General features: G+C 64.3%; 13 protein-coding genes. 10 read left to right on the top strand and 3 right to left on the bottom strand.

Features of this window, described 5'->3' with window-relative positions; genetic code table 11:
* Positions 1-5 precede the first annotated feature (5 nt).
* On the bottom strand, positions 6-1,253 hold the full coding sequence (locus J7355_RS16935) for a glycosyltransferase (protein WP_209064815.1): 1,248 nt from the start codon (positions 1,251-1,253) through the stop codon (positions 6-8).
* A gap of 241 nt (positions 1,254-1,494) precedes the next feature.
* On the opposite strand from J7355_RS16935, the gene J7355_RS16940 reads away from it, so the two are divergent.
* From J7355_RS16940 to J7355_RS16965, 6 genes are all read left to right on the top strand, one after another.
* Positions 1,495-2,637, top strand: coding sequence for a glycosyltransferase family 4 protein (locus J7355_RS16940; protein WP_209064817.1), 1,143 nt, complete (start codon positions 1,495-1,497; stop codon positions 2,635-2,637).
* Positions 2,638-2,690: 53 nt separating this feature from the next.
* Positions 2,691-3,500 carry a lipopolysaccharide kinase InaA family protein gene (locus tag J7355_RS16945; RefSeq protein WP_209064819.1) on the top strand — a complete coding sequence of 270 codons (810 nt, stop codon included), beginning with the start codon at positions 2,691-2,693 and terminating at the stop codon, positions 3,498-3,500.
* 9 nt (positions 3,501-3,509) lie between these two features.
* Positions 3,510-4,613 carry a glycosyltransferase family 4 protein gene (locus tag J7355_RS16950; RefSeq protein WP_209064821.1) on the top strand — a complete coding sequence of 368 codons (1,104 nt, stop codon included), beginning with the start codon at positions 3,510-3,512 and terminating at the stop codon, positions 4,611-4,613.
* A 26-nt stretch (positions 4,614-4,639) separates the two neighbouring features.
* Positions 4,640-5,611: an ADP-glyceromanno-heptose 6-epimerase gene (gene rfaD / locus J7355_RS16955; protein WP_209064823.1), complete on the top strand. Its 972-nt coding sequence runs from the start codon at positions 4,640-4,642 to the stop codon at positions 5,609-5,611.
* Between the two features lie 112 nt (positions 5,612-5,723).
* The gene (locus tag J7355_RS16960; RefSeq protein ID WP_209064825.1) at positions 5,724-6,647 is read left to right on the top strand and encodes a branched-chain amino acid transaminase; all 924 of its coding nucleotides are present in this window, start codon (positions 5,724-5,726) and stop codon (positions 6,645-6,647) included.
* 13 nt (positions 6,648-6,660) lie between these two features.
* A complete protein-coding gene (locus tag J7355_RS16965; protein WP_209064827.1) occupies positions 6,661-7,404 on the top strand; it encodes a 3-deoxy-D-manno-octulosonic acid kinase in 744 nt (247 codons plus the stop codon).
* Here the strand turns inward: J7355_RS16965 and J7355_RS16970 are convergent.
* Positions 7,374-8,333, bottom strand: coding sequence for a hypothetical protein (locus J7355_RS16970; RefSeq protein ID WP_209064829.1), 960 nt, complete (start codon positions 8,331-8,333; stop codon positions 7,374-7,376). The genes J7355_RS16965 and J7355_RS16970 overlap by 31 nt on opposite strands.
* Positions 8,334-8,458: 125 nt before the next feature.
* On the opposite strand from J7355_RS16970, the gene hldE reads away from it, so the two are divergent.
* From hldE to putP, 4 genes are all read left to right on the top strand, one after another.
* A complete protein-coding gene (hldE, locus tag J7355_RS16975) occupies positions 8,459-9,898 on the top strand; it encodes a bifunctional D-glycero-beta-D-manno-heptose-7-phosphate kinase/D-glycero-beta-D-manno-heptose 1-phosphate adenylyltransferase HldE (RefSeq protein ID WP_209064830.1) in 1,440 nt (479 codons plus the stop codon).
* 1 nt (position 9,899) lies between these two features.
* Entirely contained in the window at positions 9,900-11,186 is a 1,287-nt protein-coding gene (locus tag J7355_RS16980) for a 3-deoxy-D-manno-octulosonic acid transferase (RefSeq protein WP_209064832.1), read from the top strand.
* An 81-nt stretch (positions 11,187-11,267) separates the two neighbouring features.
* Entirely contained in the window at positions 11,268-13,241 is a 1,974-nt protein-coding gene (locus J7355_RS16985; protein WP_209064834.1) for a CotH kinase family protein, read from the top strand.
* 207 nt (positions 13,242-13,448) lie between these two features.
* Positions 13,449-14,942 (top strand): sodium/proline symporter PutP, encoded by a 1,494-nt coding sequence (putP, locus tag J7355_RS16990; protein WP_209064836.1) that lies wholly within the window; start codon positions 13,449-13,451, stop codon positions 14,940-14,942.
* 226 nt (positions 14,943-15,168) lie between these two features.
* On the opposite strand, the gene putA is transcribed toward putP, so the two are convergent.
* Positions 15,169-16,655 (bottom strand): bifunctional proline dehydrogenase/L-glutamate gamma-semialdehyde dehydrogenase PutA (gene putA / locus J7355_RS16995; RefSeq protein WP_209064838.1); only part of this gene is annotated, 1,487 nt, incomplete at its 5' end.

Consider the following 16,655-nt stretch of genomic DNA (forward strand, 5'->3'; position numbering starts at 1 on the left):
CGAACTCAGGCGTGGCGATCGGGCGGCCTGGTACATAAGCGCTCGATTTCGGCCTCGTAAGCGTCGACCGAGCGCTCGAGCGAGAATTTTGCGGCGCGCGCTTGCAACTCGGCCGGCGAGGGCGGGTTGGCGAGCGTCAGCGCCATGGCCTCCGCCAGTGCGTCCGAGTCGCCGACCGGCACGAGACGCCCGTGCGCACCGTCGGCGAGAATCTCCCGGGTACCGCCGGGGCAGTCCGTGGCGACAACAGGACAACCGCACGCCATTGCTTCGATCAACGTATTGGGCAGGCCTTCGAACTCCGATGGCAGCACGCAAAGCGAACTACGGGCCATCCAAGCGTAAGGGTTCTCGGCCCATCCGGGCATTCTTACATGTGCCTCCAGGCCGTGCTCAGCGATGCGGTGCGTCAGTCGTTCACGTTCGGGGCCTTCGCCCAAGATAGCCAGTCGGGCGTCGACTCCGCGCGCGCGCAGCCGGGCGAAGGCATCGACCAGCACGTGCTGCGCTTTTTCGGGGGCGAGGCGTCCTGCCGTCACGATCAACGGCACGTCGTCGTTGTGTATCCATCGATCGTCTACGAACTCGGCCGCGCGTGCAGTCAGTTCGGGGCGGACCACGGGGTTGTACATCGTGCGGACCGCGCTACGCGGCAGGCCCAGAATATCGGCCAGATCGGCCGCGGCACCGTTGGACACGGCGACCCGCATGTCGGCCATCGGGTAAAGCCGACGCATCAGCGTCAGGCGGTGCTGCATGATCTTGTGCGTACGTGCATCGGCGCGCGAGGCGGCGAAGTTTCGGGAAAAGATGCTGCGCTCGATGATCACCGTAGCGACGCGTTGCCGTGCGATGCCCGCAGCCCAAACGGCGAGCAGGGGCGCGCGGTCGTGAGCGCTGATCACCACATCCGGACGCTGTGATTCCATGTAATCGACGAGTGCGATCAAGCGGTGCAGTGGTATCGAGCGCTGCCCCAGTCCCAGCGAGCCGTACAGGTGACGAAACCCTTCGCTTGGCCAACCGGTGATGAAACGCCGGTAACCGCTCCAGCGCGAACGACGGCGCAATTCGTGCACCCTGATCGTATCCGGCACGCGCGACAGGTAGGCGCCGGTCTTGCGTTCAAGCAGCAGATCGACGCGGTGGCCGCGCTCGACCAGCCCTTTCATCAGCAACAGTGTGGTTTGTTCCTGTCCGCCGGCCGGAAACGTCGGCAGGAAGAATGCAACATGTCGCGTCTGGCTGCTCATAGAATGTTGGGCGTAGGGCGAGAGTAGGGGACGAACCGCTACACGGCATTTAAACTGGCCGTCGAAATGGGGCATTGTGGCGACAAAAAGCGGGTGACGCGACCGCAAATCGCGTCAGCAGGGGTGGCGATATATGTGTATATGGCACAATTACGCGCCTGCAGGTTGCCCCTAATGGGCGAAGCGGAATGCCTCGCTTCTATCGGGAGTTGGGCGTCGATACCACGACAGACGAATAAGCATGGCCATTCGCATCGGTCTGATCTTTAATCGCTACCGCAGTGATGGCGGCACCGAGCGGATCACGTCCAGCGTTTTCGATGCGCTTGCTGAAGACGATGTGGAGTGGGTGGTGTTGACGCGCCATTGGGGAGGCGCGCTCCCGGCGAATGTCCGCGTGATCGAGTGCCGGCCATTCGCGATCGGCCGCCGCTGGCGTCTAAAGGCTTTCGTCCATGCGCTCGATCAGCAGCTGCGCACGCTGTCCGTCGATCTGGTGCAATCACAGGTTCACATGCCCCAGGTCGATATCTTCCGGGCCGATGGGGGCGTGCATGCGGAATGGCTTGAGCAACGTCACAGGGGCGCATCGCGCTTCAAGCGCTGGTGGCGGCAACTGGGTTCCTATCACCGGGACAAGCTCGATATGGAGCGTCAGATGTACGCCAGCGATCAGCTCAAGGCGGTGATCTGTAATTCGGAGATGGTGCGGGCTGACATACAGCGCCGATTTCCGGCCTGCGGCGCCCGGTTGTGTGTCATCGAGAACGGTATCGACGTTGAAAAATTCAGGCGTGACGCATGGGCCGTGGAAATCGGCCGAAAATCACGCGCTCAACTGGACATTCCCGATCACGCCCCCGTATTCGTGTTCGTGGGCTCCGGTTTCGAACGCAAAGGGTTGGAGACAGCCATCGCGGCATTGGCCCGGGTACCGGAAGCTGCGCATCTGATCGTCGTCGGGCGCGATAGCCGAATGGCCCATTATCGACGTGCGGCGCGCAGGCAGGGTGTGCAGCAGCGCGTGCATTTCATGGGGCCCAGTGACGATGTGCGGCCTTATCTCTGGGCGGCGGATGCGCTCGTGCACCCGGCGCTTTACGAAGCGTTCGGCATCGTGATTGCCGAAGCCATGGCCGCAGGCTTGCCCGTCATTGCATCCGAGCGAACGGGGGCAGCGCGCGCGATGGTTGCCGGGCCGGAAACCGGTCAGTTGTTCGACGCATTCGACGTCGGCGGGTTCGCCCGGTCGATGCGGGCGTTCGGAGAGCGAGACAACGCCGCTCTAGCCAAGGCCCGTGCGGCCTGCGAGGCGACAGCACAGCACTATTCGGTCGAGCGTATGCGGCGCGAGCTGCTGGCGTTTTACGATGCGTTTCGCTAGTTGCGTATGAGTTTGCTCTGGATGCTCGATATGCCTATGACGCGGGCGTTTCGATGTCTCGTATGCGCTCGGCCTCGCGGGTTGTCAGGATGTCGATGACCTTGTGCCGCGGTCTGTTCACGCCGCGAGATCTATGGTGGCTTGACGCCGGGATTGCTGCAGACCCACCGAATTTCGCGTGTGCGGAGCCGCTTTACGAGGGTACCTATACGCGCATATGTCGCCATCCCGACCGGCCTGGCCTGGTAAGCAAGCTTTCGCGGGTGAAGACTGCGCCGCGCGACAACCTGCGCAAGTACTGGTCATCGCAAGCCAGGCGCGAGATGTCGGCCAACCGAACCATGCATGGCCTTGGGATAGCAACCGCGCCACTCCTGGGTTTCGGGATACGGGTCGTACCCTGGGCGCAGGCGGAGTCACTTCTGTTCATGCGCGAGTTGCCGGACCACGACACCTTGCGTGTGGTGCTGCGCCAGACGGTGGACGCGTCAACCAGAGCCGTGATTCTGGATCGGATCGCGGCCGATATCGCCACGCTTTATCGCAACGGCTATCATCACAAGGATTGCCACCTGGAAAATGTTCTGCATCTGCATGCAGAGGGCGATGTGGTGGATCGGGCGGCAGGGCGCGGCGGATTGATATGGATCGATAACGATCTGCGCCGCTCGCTACGGCCGAAACGCGCACGTCGGCGCCTCGCTGCATCGCTGGCACAGTTGCGGTTCACGTCCCGGGATTTCATATCCGTGCACGAGTGGCGCGAATTCGCGCGGCTCTTGTCGATCCACATGCAGTCGACGCCCCTCGGACGCGCGCTGGCTGCCACCACGGTCGCCGATTTTCGAGCGGCATTTGAGTAAAGGTTGATCATGAGCGAGCGCACGAAGCGGCAAGGGCCGGCGAAGTCGCGGCTAACGCACGTCAACCTGGCCCGCGGTTTTCGCGGCGGGGAACGTCAGACCGAGTTGCTCATTCGCGAGCTGGCCGCGCGCGGCATCGCACAACAGGTTGTGTTGCGCCGCGACGAGCCGCTGGCTCAACGGCTTGCAGATGTGCCCAATCTGGTGCGTCTGCCGATCAGCAAGCCGTTCGTGTTGAGCGTGCGCGAGGTGCGGGGCGCGTTTCTTCACGCCCACGATGGCAAGGGCGCGCATTTCGCCCATGCCGCGCATGTGCTGGCGGGTTGCGAGTATGTCTTTACGCGCCGTGTCGACAACGTGCCTTCATCGAGCTGGCTGACCCGGCAGATGTATCGAAAGGCCCGCGCGGTCGCCGTGTTGTCGCGCGCGATCGATCGCGTGGTTCAGGCGTATCAGCCGGGTGTATCGACCGAGCGGATTCCGAGCGCGGCCGGCGGGTTCGAGGTGGATCGCGTCGCCGCGGCGGTGTTGCGCCAGGAGTTCGACGGCGACTGCGTCGTGGGGCATGTCGGCGCGCTCGACGACAGCCAGAAGGGTCAGCGCGATCTGATCGCGGCCGCGCACATCCTCAGTAAGCGCGACGCGGGCTGGCGCTTCGTGATGGTCGGTGGCGGCCGCGACGAGGCCATGCTGCGCGAGCTGGCGGGCGATAACGACGCGATACGGTTCACCGGCCATGTGGACAACGTGGGCGATCATCTGGCCGCGTTCGACATCTTTGCCTTTCCGTCGGTGCACGAAGGGCTTGGGTCGGCGCTGCTCGATGCCATGCATGCCGGGTTGCCGATCGTGGCCAGCGACGTCGACGGCATTCCCGATATCGTCAGCGACGAAGACAATGGCCTGCTGGTGCCGCCGCGTTCGCCCGAGGCGCTCGCTGACGCGCTCGAACGAGTGCGCGGCGACATGGATCTGGCACGTCGCCTGGCCAATGCGGCGAGCGAAAAATCGCTCGCGTATACTGCCGCCGCCATGGCCGATCGCTATCTGCGCTGGTACCGCACGCTGGGTCTGGATCTCGGCGTCGACACCGCGCAGGGTGGGGATCGTTAGCAAGCACAGTACGGGGTAGCGCGCCAGTGATCATCGTAACCGGAGCCGCCGGCTTCATCGGCAGCAATATCGTCGCCGGTCTCAATGCCCGCGGCGAGCGTGACATTCTCGTCGTCGACGATCTGGCCGATGGTCGCAAATGCCTGAACCTGGCCGATCTCGATTTCAGCGACTATCTGGAATACGACGATCTGCTAGCCCGCGTCGAGGCGGGCACGGATCTGGGCGACGTCACGGCCGTATTCCATCAGGGCGCCTGCTCGGATACCACCGAGTGGGACGGCCGCTATGTGATGGACCGCAACTATCGCTATTCCAAGAGCCTGCACGACTGGTGCGTGGCGCGTGGCATCCCGTTCATCTATGCCTCGTCGGCCTCGGTCTACGGCATGGGCCCGGATTTCGTGGAGCGACGTGAAGCCGAGCGGCCGCTCAACATGTATGCGTTCTCCAAGTTCGCGTTCGACCAGTATGTGCGTGCCCAGTCGGCCCGGACGAACTCCCAGGTTGCCGGTCTGCGCTATTTCAACGTCTATGGCCCGCGCGAGCAGCACAAGGGCAAGATGGCCAGCGTGGCCTGGCACTTTTCCCGGCAGATCGAGGACAGCGGCGAATGCCGGTTGTTCGAGGGCAGCGACGGCTACGGGGACGGTGAGCAGCGCCGGGATTTCGTCTATGTCGGAGACTGTGTCGACGTCAATCTGTGGCTACTGGATTCCGGCGTCTCCGGCATCTTCAACTGCGGTACCGGCCGCAGCCAGACGTTCAACGACGTCGCCGATGCCGTCACGGCCTGGTACGGCCGCGGCGAGAAACGCTATATCGAATTTCCGGCGTCCCTGATCGGCCGCTATCAGAGCTTCACCCAGGCCGACGTCAACGCGCTGCGCGAGGCGGGTTACGGCCGCGCGTTCGCGACCGTGGAAGAGGGCGTACGCCGCTATCTGGACTGGCTCGCCGAACATGGCGCGGCCGAAGCGCCCGATGATCCCCGCTAAAAGCTGCGCAATGCAGCAATAACACTGGCCTGCACCCGCGCCTCTATGGTCAAATAGCGCGCCGTGCTGCGGTGTTCACGCGGCATGTCTGCAAGCCCAAGGAGATGAGCACATGACTTCGATGGCCGACCGCGATGGCCTGATCTGGTTCGACGGGGAACTCGTCGACTGGCGTGACGCCAAGGTTCACGTGCTCACGCACACCCTCCACTACGGCATGGGTGCCTTCGAGGGCGTACGCGCTTACAACACCGACCGGGGCACCGCGATCTTCCGGCTGGCCGATCACACCAGACGGCTGTGCCGTTCGGCCAAGATCCTCGGCATGCCGATGCCCTACAGCGAGGATGAACTCAGTGCCGCGCAGATCGAAGTCGTGCGCGAGAACAAGCTCGAGTCCGCCTATATCCGCCCGGTCATCTTCTACGGCTCCGAGGCGATGGGTCTGCATGCCCATGATCTGACCTCGCATGTCGCGATCGCGGCCTGGACCTGGGGCAGCTACCTGGGTGAGGAGAACATCACAAAGGGCATTCGTGTGAAGACATCGTCTTTCACGCGTCACCATGTCAACTCGGCCATGACCAAGGCCAAGGCGAACGGCCCGTACTTCAATTCCATGCTCGCCGTGACGGAGGCCAACAAGGCCGGTTACGACGAAGCACTCATGCTCGACTGCGACGGTTTCGTCTCCGAGGGCAGCGGCGAGAATCTGTTCATCGTGCGCGACGGCAAGCTGATCACCCCCGATCTGACCAGCGCGCTCGACGGGATCACTCGCAACACCATCTTCACCTACGCCAAGGAGATGGGGATCGAGTGCATCGAACGTCGGATCACCCGTGACGAGGTGTATATCGCCGACGAGGCGTTCCTCACCGGCACGGCGGCCGAAGTGACCCCCATGCGCGAACTCGACGATCGCACGATCGGCGAAGGCAAGCGCGGCCCCGTGACGGAAGCGCTGCAAAGCCGCTATTTCGACCAGGTCAGCGGCCGCCGCGACGACCATGCGGACTGGCTGACCTTCGTCTGAGCGGGCGCTGCGCTTGTCGACACACATGACCCTGCGCGAGGCGACAATCGCCGGCGAGTATATCGTCTGGGACGACGTGCGGCTCGAGGAGCCGGCGCCGGATCTGTTCGATGCGGGCTGGTGGCAGGCGCGCGATGCGCTGCGCGGTGAAGCCGAGGGTCGCGGCACCGCGCACTTCGTGACCGGGATCGACGGCACGCCTTGGGTTCTGCGCCACAACCGACGCGGCGGGGCGCTCGCGACGCTCAATCCGGATCGGTTTCTCTACACGGGCCTGGCGCGCGCGCGCCCGGTTCGCGAGATTCGCCTGTTGACCACGCTGCGCGACCGCGAATTGCCGGTACCGGCGCCGGTGGCGGCACGTGTCAACGCTTCGTTGGGCATCTATAGAGGTGACCTGATCACCGTGCAGATCCCGGATAGTGTGCCGCTTGCCGACCGGCTTGCCGAAGCGCCGTTGCCGTCCACGGCCTGGCAGGAACTTGGCGGTACGCTCGCGCGTTTCCACCGTGCCGGCGTATGGCACGCGGATTTGAACGCGCGCAACGTGCTGGTCGACGGCGATGACGGCTTTCACCTGATCGATTTCGACAAGGCGCGGCTGCGCAAGCCGGGCAAGTGGCGCGAGGCGAACATCGCACGCCTGCACCGTTCTCTGGACAAGTTCCGAAGCGCGTCCATGCGTTTCAATTTTCTGGACGCGAACTGGGCCGCCTTGCGCGGTGGCTATACGTCGGTCTTCGCGGCCGGTTTGTAGGGGTTGTAACCCGAGCGCTTGAACCGCTGGTGCAGCCAGAAGTACTGCGCCGGGGCCTCGCGTACCACCGACTCGATCATTTCGTTGATGCGACGCGCATCCGCGGTTTCGTCTTCACCGAGGTCCGCGCTGATCGACGGTTTGATGATCAGGCGATATCCGTCGCCGTCTTCACGGCGCAGGGTAAAGAACGGCACCACGCTGGCCTTGCTCATGCGCGCGAGCCGACTGAGCGCCACATGCGTGCGCGCCGGCTGCCCGAAGAAATCGACCACCACGCCAAGACGCTTGGGCGGTTTCTGATCGGCTGCATACCAGACGGCGTCCTTGCGCCGCAGCGCCCGCAGCAGGCCCTTCACGTCGTCGTCGCGGATGCTCGAGCCACCGATATGCGCCTCGCGGCGCGTGCGCATGACGTGATCGACCACGGGATCGTGCGGCGCCTTGTACATCGCCGTGGTGACATAACCGAGTTCGCGCAGCGGCCGCTTGGCCATGCGTACGCCCAGCTCGAGTGAAGTGAAGTGGGCCGACAAAAGGATGATCCCGCGTCCCCGTTCGGCGGCGGCCTGCAGGTTTTCTAGGCCCTCGATATGGGCCAGCGCCTCGATCTTGGCCGTCGGCCCCCACCAGCAGATCGCGGTTTCGATAGCGCCCATGCCGACCGAGCGGAAATGATCACGCAGGATGCGCCGGCGCGCGCGTTCGCCGAGTTCGGGAAAACACAGCCGTAGGTTCACTTCGGCAACGCGCCGCCGCTCGCCGATAACGTGGTAGGCGATATCGCCGAAGACGCGGCCGAGGCCCATTTGCATACGGTAAGGCAGCCGCGCCAGCAGCCAGCCCAGTCCCATCAGCACCCAGCTGCCCCAGTGGCGAGGCGAGCGCAGACCGCTGCGCGTGTCGTTGTCGGGGGCGGGATCAGCCATGCGAGGCAGGCCGGATGAGCCGGTCGGCAATCATAGGCGCGAAAGACGATGAAGTCGCGAGGGCCGGCGCTACACAGCGCGCAGCAGGGTTTGTATGATGCGCGAATTGTTCGCCCGGTGAAAGCATGCTGACGATCCCCTCGTTCGACAACGCACGCGTCCTCGTTGTGGGCGACATCATGCTGGACCGCTACTGGTATGGCGATACCGGCCGAATCTCGCCCGAAGCACCCGTGCCGGTGGTTCGCATTGCCGACGAGGAGCGTCGTCTGGGGGGCGCCGCCAACGTGGCGTTGAACCTCGCCCGCGTGGGCGCGAATGCCCGGCTGATCGGCGTGGTGGGTGACGACGAGCCGGGCGAGGCCACTGCCGCGCTGCTCGAGCGTGAAGGGGTCGCGCCGGATCTGCTGGTCAGCGACAGCCATCCCACCATCGCCAAGCTGCGCGTGATGAGCCGCAACCAGCAGCTCATTCGGCTGGATTTCGAGAAGTCGTTCGCCCTTGAAGGCGCCTTTGCGCGGGATGTCTTTCTGGAACGCTACCGCGCGGCTCTGGCGGACACGGATGTGGTGATCTGCTCCGATTACGGCAAGGGCACGCTCGCGGATGTCGAGGCGATCATTGGCGCTGCCCGTGAGCGCGATATACCGGTGCTGGTCGACCCGAAGGGCAGTGACTGGCAGCGCTACCGCAACGCGAGCCTGATTACGCCGAACCTGCATGAATTCGAGGCCGTCACGGGCGAGGTTACCGACAACGACAGCCTGGCGCGCCATGCCGATGCCCTGCGGCAACGCCTGGACGTCGACAGCCTGCTAGTGACGCGCAGCGAGAAGGGCATGAGCCTGTTTTCGGTAGCCGGCCAGCTGCACCTGCCGGCGCAGGCGCAGGAAGTCTTCGATGTGACCGGGGCGGGCGATACCGTCATCGCGCTGCTGGGCGCGGGCCTGGCGGCGGGCCTCGAACTGGCGGATGCAGCGGCCATCGCAAATCTCGGGGCGGGTATTGTTGTGGCCAAGCTCGGCACAGCCACCGTCACGCCGGCCGAACTCAAGCGCGCCGCGCGCAACCAGCGCGGCAGCGCCGTTGGCCTAGTCGATGAAGACACGCTGGCCGGTATCGTTACCGATCTGCGCGCGCGCGGCGAACGGGTGGTCATGACCAACGGCTGTTTCGATCTGTTGCATCCGGGCCACATTGCCTATCTCGAGGCGGCCCGCGCCCTGGGCGACTGGTTGATCGTCGCGGTCAACGACGACGCCTCGGTACGCCGGCTCAAGGGTGCTTCGCGACCGCTCAACGATCTGGAACACCGGATGCAGGTGTTGCGTGGCCTGGCCGCGGTGGATTGGGTGGTGCCGTTTGCCGAAGACACGCCGGAACGTGTGATCTGCCGACTCACACCGGATGTGCTGGTCAAGGGCGGCGACTACGCGCCCGACGAGATCGCCGGCGGGGATTGCGTGCGCGCGGCCGGTGGCGAGGTGCGCGTGCTTGATTTTGTCGACGGTTACTCCACCACGGCGATTATCGAACGCATGAACGACGCCCCCGACAGCGACTGAAATGCTCTGGCGGGTCGTCTATTGCCTGGCCACATGGCTCGTTTTACCGCTGGTTTTCGGCTATTTCGCCTGGCGTGGCCGTCGCGAGCCTGCCTATCGAGAAAATCTCGGCGAGCGCCTCGGCCGCATCGGCCCCGTGCCGCACGGCGCGATCTGGATACACGCTGCGTCGGTGGGCGAGGTGGTGTTGGTCGCGCCACTGGTCGAGGCACTGGAGCGGCGGTTTCCGCAGTGTCCGCTGTTGATCACCACGATGACCCCAACCGGGCGCGAGCGCGCTTTCAAACGCTTTGGTGATCGGGCGTCCATTCGCTATGTGCCGCTGGATACGCCAGGCGCCACGCGCCGGTTCATCGCCCAGGCTGCGCCGCGTATCGGCATTCTGGTCGAGACCGAGCTCTGGCCAAATCTCATCGCCGCCGCGGAGCGCGGCGGGGTGCCACTGGTGCTCGTCAATGCCAGCGTTTCCCGCGCCTCGGCCGCGCGTTATGTGCGCTGGCCGCTGAAAAATGCCACGCGTTTCATGCTCGCGCGCGTGCGGGCAATCGGCGCCGCCAGCGACGCGCACGCCGGCCGGTTCGTTTGCCTGGGCGCTCCGGATGATCGGGTCGAGGCCACGGGCAATCTGAAGTACGACGCACCCGACGACCCGGATACGGAAACCATGGGTGCACGCCTGCGCAGCCAGTGGCAGGCGTCAGACCGTTCCATCTGGGTTGCCGCCAGCACCCACGAGGGCGAAGAAGAGATCCTGCTGCAGGCGTTCGAACGGCTTCGTTCACGCGAATCTGGCGGCCTGCTTGTTATGGCGCCCCGGCACCCGCAGCGTTTCGACGCCGTCGCCACATTGCTTGCAAGCAGTCCCTGGTCAATCGCCCGACGGAGCGCGGGCGATACCGTGACCGAGAGTACCGATATCGTGCTCGCCGATACGCTGGGCGAGGTGCCCATGTTCTACGCCGCGGCCGACGTGGTGTTTGTCGGGGGCAGCCTGGTACCGGGTATCGGCGGCCATAACGTGATCGAGCCCGCGGCGCTGGGTCGCCCGTTCTGCGTTGGCCCGTATATCGAGGAGTGGCAGGACATCGTCGACGGCCTGGTCGAATGCGGCGCGGCCCACGTTTGCCGCACGCCGGCCAAACTGGCGGACGCGTCGGGTTTCTGGGGCGTCGATCGCGAACGTGCACGCGCTGCCGGCGCGGCCGGGCGCGCCCATGTACGTGCCCAGGCGGGCGCGCTTGATCGCAGCGTGGCGATGATCGAGCGGGTGCTGTCGACGGGCCGCTGACGCCGCTTCGAATAATTCCTCTTTTGTGCTATATGAAGCATTCCGGCCGCGCCTGCATGCGGCTTGCACACGGGGGTAACAATGAACAATTCGAATTGGGCGCGTCGACTCGCGCCCTGGATGCTCGTATTCGTGACTGCCGGGCTGGGTGCCTGTGGTGGTGGGGGCGGCGGCTCGGACGATGACGGCGGTAGCGGCGGCGGTAGTAGCGGTGGCGATGGCGACACAGGCGGCGGCTCGACCGTGGATCCGTCCCAGGTTCCCGGGCTCGATGCCAACGGCGACATCGTCGATCCGGGCGCCAACGCGACCGTCAGCTATGCGCTGCCGGACGATACCGAAGTCGTGCGTGTGAACGTCATGATAAACGCGCCGACGGGCAGCGCCTGTCAGGGCGACGATCCGGCGACGACAGAAGACGAAGAGGATTACACGGGCTGCACGCTCGCCGATCTGAATGGCGGGGATGATCCCGACAATCTCGGGGATACCGACGGCAGCGACGCGTTCGATCCGGAACTGCAGATCACGGCCAGTATTCCGGGCACGGATTTCAGCTTCATTGGCGAGATGGAAGTCCGCGGGGCGTCCACACGTCTGACCAAGCAGAAGTCGTACAAGATCGAGTTCGACAACGAGGACGACGACGGCTTCGATGACGACTGGTTCGGCATGGAGCGCTTTCAGCTCAACAAGCACCCCTACGATCTGAGCCGCATCCGCAACAAGCTGGCTTTCGACCTGTTCACCCAGGTCGCGGATTTCCCGAGCCTGCGCACCCAGTTCATCCATCTGTATGTGACCGATGGGGCCAACCCGGGCGCCGGTGAACAGGACTTCGGCCTGTTCACCAACGTCGAGTACATGGACGACGACTGGGCCGAGAACCACGGTCAGCTCGAGGAATCGAATATCTTCAAGGCCGAGCAGTTCGAGTTCCTGTCGCCGGACGAGACACCGCTTATCCGTGCGGACGCGGATTCCGACGAATTCGAGACCCTGCTCGAATCCAAGGGCGACAACGAAAACACAGACGTGCTGATCGCCATGCTCGAAGCGATCAACGACGGCGAGCCCGATTTCAATTCCGATTTCGCCCGCTACTTCCATCCGGACAATTTCCGGACCTGGCTGGCGATCAATATTCTGCTGTCGAACAACGACACCAACTCGCAGAATTTCTATCTCTATCGCCCGGCGGACGTGGATGGCGACGGTGTCGAGGACTTCGAACGGTTCTATTTCACGCCCTGGGACTACGACGGCGGATGGGATTTCTATGGGCAGCCCAACGAGGCGGCCGCGAATCCCGTTCAACCCCGGTGGCAGCAAGGCCTGGCCAACTGGTGGGGGATGGTGCTGGTACGCGAGTACATCCGGGCAGGCGCCGGCAACGTGCAGGCGCTGACGGACAAGCTCGATGCGCTGCAGGCCGGCGCGGTCAACGCCGCGAACGTGCAAAGCCTGATCGACAGCTACCCGATCGACGACATCAAGGCGATACTCACAACGAACCCCGATATTAACGAGCTGCCGCTCGAAGGCCCGGCAAGCGCGGCCGAGCAGATTCAGGCCGAGATCGATCGGTTGACGACGACCATTGCCGCCGCGCGGGCCGAGTACGACGACACGCTGGAACGGCCTATGCCGGTCTATTTGTCTGTTGCGGAACAGGGCGGCAACGTCCTGCTGCGCTGGGATGAGTCCTACGATATCCAGAACGATGCGCTGCGCTACGACGTCCGCGTGTCCACGACCCCGGCTCTGGCTACCGGCCGGGCCGGCGACGCCTGTACCGCGACCGCCGACGAGCCCATGCGCTTGCTCGACGGCAATGTGTATCGGGAGAACGGTTTATCCGGCACATCGACCGTACCGAGCATGCCGCTGACACCGGGCACCCGGTATTACCTGCAGGTCGTGGTACGCGATGCCAAGAACTACTGCCAGAGCGCATTCGACGAGTATTACGACGCGACGAACGATCAGGCGTATTTCGGCATTCTTGCCTTCGATTACGGTTCGGACGGCACGGTCAGCCCGGTCGTCGACTGATTGTCTTTCGACCCCGATACAGCGCCGGCCATGAGCCGGCGCTTTTCGTTGGCGGGTCGGGCGGCGTCTCCGATGCCCGTGAAACATGTGGCGCTCGAACGCGTCGGCACGTGAATCGTCAGGCTTGAGCGGCACTTGCCGCCCTTCACACCGGAGATAGGATGTGAAACTCTGGCCAAGCTATGACTTTTTAAACGGGGGGACCTCATGGCAACAGGTGTATGGATCAGTCTGATCCTCTATTTCGGGCTGATGGTCGGCATCGGCTTTTATGCGTGGTTCAAGTCCACGGCTTCATCCGAGGAATACATGCTGGGCGGGAGAAACCTCAGCCCGGCAGTGGCCGCACTGTCGGCGGGGGCCTCCGACATGAGCGGCTGGTTGCTGCTCGGTCTGCCGGGCGCGCTCTATGCCTCGGGGCTGGTCGAGGCGTGGATCGGTATCGGCTTGTTCGTCGGCGCGTTCGTGAACTGGATCGTGGTCGCACCGCGCCTGCGCGAGCAAACCGAGCGCTACGACAACAGCCTGACCATCCCGCAGTTCCTGTCCAAGCGCTTCCCGACACGGGCGCTCGCACTGCGGACCGTGTCGGCGATCATCATCGTGGTGTTCTTCTCGGTTTATACCGCCTCGGGTCTCGTGGCGGGCGGCAAGCTCGTGCAGAGCGCGTTCGGCGATGTCGTCAACATTGCATCCTTCACCGACTATTCGGTGGGTATCTGGGGGACGCTCGCGGTCGTGCTGCTCTATACCGTGGTGGGCGGTTTTCTCGCGGTCAGCCTGACCGATTTCTGTCAGGGCGTGATCATGATGCTGGCGCTTATCATCATGCCGGCCGTGGTGCTCTTCGGTAGCGGCGGCGGCGGCTTCGCGCAGGCCTCGCAAACCCTCGCTGAGGTCGATCCAAACTATTTGTCGCTGACCAACGGCTTGACGCTGGTCGGTTTTCTATCGGCTGTGACCTGGGGGCTGGGTTATTTCGGGCAGCCGCATATCATCGTGCGCTTCATGGCGGTTCGCAGCGTCGCCGAAGTACCCAAGGCGCGCAACATCGGCATGAGCTGGATGGGCATCTCGCTGATCGGCGCGGTGTGCGTGGGTGTGTTCGGCCGCGCATACGCGGTGCGTAACGGGCTGGACGTCGGGGACGCCGAAACGATCTTCATCGTCCTTGCCGATCTGCTGTTCCACCCGCTGGTGACCGGCTTTCTGTTCGCCGCACTGCTGGCTGCGATCATGAGCACGATTTCCAGTCAGCTGCTGGTGGCTTCGTCTTCGCTGACCGAGGATTTCTACCGGCTGTTCCTGCGTAAGGAAGCGTCCGAGAGCGAGAGTGTAATGATCGGTCGCATCAGCGTGCTGCTGGTCGGCATCGTGGCGGCGTTCATCGCGAGCGATCCCAATTCCGAGGTGCTCGGGCTGGTGAGCAACGCTTGGGCCGGCTTCGGTGCCGCCTTCGGCCCGCTCATCATTCTTTCGCTGACCTGGCCGCGCATGTCGGGTACGGGCGCGGTCGCCGGTCTGGTCGCGGGCGCCGCCACAGTGATCGTGTGGATCGCGCTTGGCTGGAACGCCAGTTTCCTGGGCGGCCCCGGGGTATACGAGATCATCCCCGGGTTTATCGTGGCCTGGCTGGCGATCTATGTCGTCAGTCTGGCGACGCAGTCGACCGGCGAGTTCCGCGCCGTCGAGGCTCGGTAGGCCCGGTGTCGGCTCGCCCCGCGAGGCCGTGCCGGCCTCGCGGGGGCGGGTCGTTTCGAGACACACCCGGCAATTCGTACCGCGGGCTGTGTTGCCTGACGACAGTCGCGTGAACAGGGTGCGCCCGGCGCGGGATTGTCCGCAGGAAAATACGCTGCGCCGGTATTGCCAATAAAAAAGCCGACGGCTCACAGCCGTCGGCTTTTCTACATCAGTACGCGCTTTTTCAGGCGTAGCGTTGTGGCTCGGGCGTGACGAACTCGTTGCGTGCCGGCTCGTCTTCTTCCAGCGACATGAGTGACGCGTTGCCGCCGGCCGCCGTGGTATCGCGACTGATGGCCCGCTCCGTAGCGAAGCGATGCAGGTAGTGCGGTCCGCCGGCTTTCGGGCCGGTACCCGAAAGCCCTTCGCCACCGAAGGGATGGACGCCGACAACAGCGCCGATCATATTGCGATTGACATAGGCGTTGCCGACCTTGATCCGACGTACGACGCGCTCGACGGTCGTGTCGATACGGCTGTGAATGCCGAAGGTGAGGCCGTAGCCGAGGCCGTTGATATCGTCGACGACATCGTCGATCTGTTCGGCCTCGAAGCGCACGATATGCACGATCGGGCCGAACTGCTCGTCGCCGAGCTGGTCGATGCGCTCGAGTTCGACGGCACGCGGGGCAAAATACGTACCGCGCTGGGTCTTGTCGTCGAGCCGACAGGTATAGATCTCCCTGAATTGTTTGCCGGCCTTGTCCGCGTAGTCGCGAAGTCCGTCGCGTGCGTCGGCGTCGATTACCGGCGTCACGTCCGTCGATAGATTCCACGGGTCGCCGATCGAGAGTTCGGCCATGGCGCCCGAGAGCATATCGACGAGGGTGTCTGCAATGTCGTTCTGTACATAAAGAACGCGTAACGCCGAACAACGCTGACCGGCGCTCTGAAAGCCGGACCGGATAACATCGGCGACGACCTGCTCGATGAGGGCGGACGAATCCACCACCATCGCGTTCTGACCACCGGTCTCCGCGATCAGCGGAATAAGCGGGCCATCGCGCTCGGCCAGCGTCTTGTTGATGGCCTTGGCGGTGGCCAGCGACCCGGTGAATGCGACCCCGGCAACGCGCAGGTCCGCGACCAGCTTTGCGCCGACCGAGGGCCCGTCGCCCGGGAGCAGGTGCAGCACGTCGCCCGGAATGCCGGCCTCGTGCATGAGCTCGACCGCCCGCGCGCCGATAAGACAGGTCTGCTCGGCGGGCTTGGCGATCACCGCGTTGCCCGCTGCGAGCGCCGCGGTGACCTGACCGGTGAAGATCGCGAGGGGGAAATTCCACGGGCAGATGCACACGAACACCCCGCGGCCGTCCAGGCGGTAGGTATTGCGCTCGCCGGTCGGGCCGGGCAGCGGCTTGTCGCCATCGAACTCGTCCTCGACCTGGCAGGCGTAGTAGCGGCAAAAGTCCACCGCTTCGCGCACCTCGGCCACACCGTCGCCGATGTTCTTGCCGGCCTCTCGGGCACACAGGGCGATCAGTTCGGCGGTATGGCTTTCGAGCAGGTCCGCATAGCGGCGCAGCGCGGCCGCGCGTTTCGCTGCCGGCGTCGCGCTCCAGCGGTCGGCAGCGGCATGGGCGCTGGCGAGCGCGGCCTCAATGTCGTGCGCTTCAGCCCAGATGACATCACCGACCGTCTGGCTGGTATCGGCCGGGGAGGGTATGGGGC

The sequence above is a fragment of the Endozoicomonas sp. G2_2 genome (genome assembly GCF_017744135.1).
Lineage (GTDB): Bacteria > Pseudomonadota > Gammaproteobacteria > Nevskiales > Salinisphaeraceae > Salinisphaera.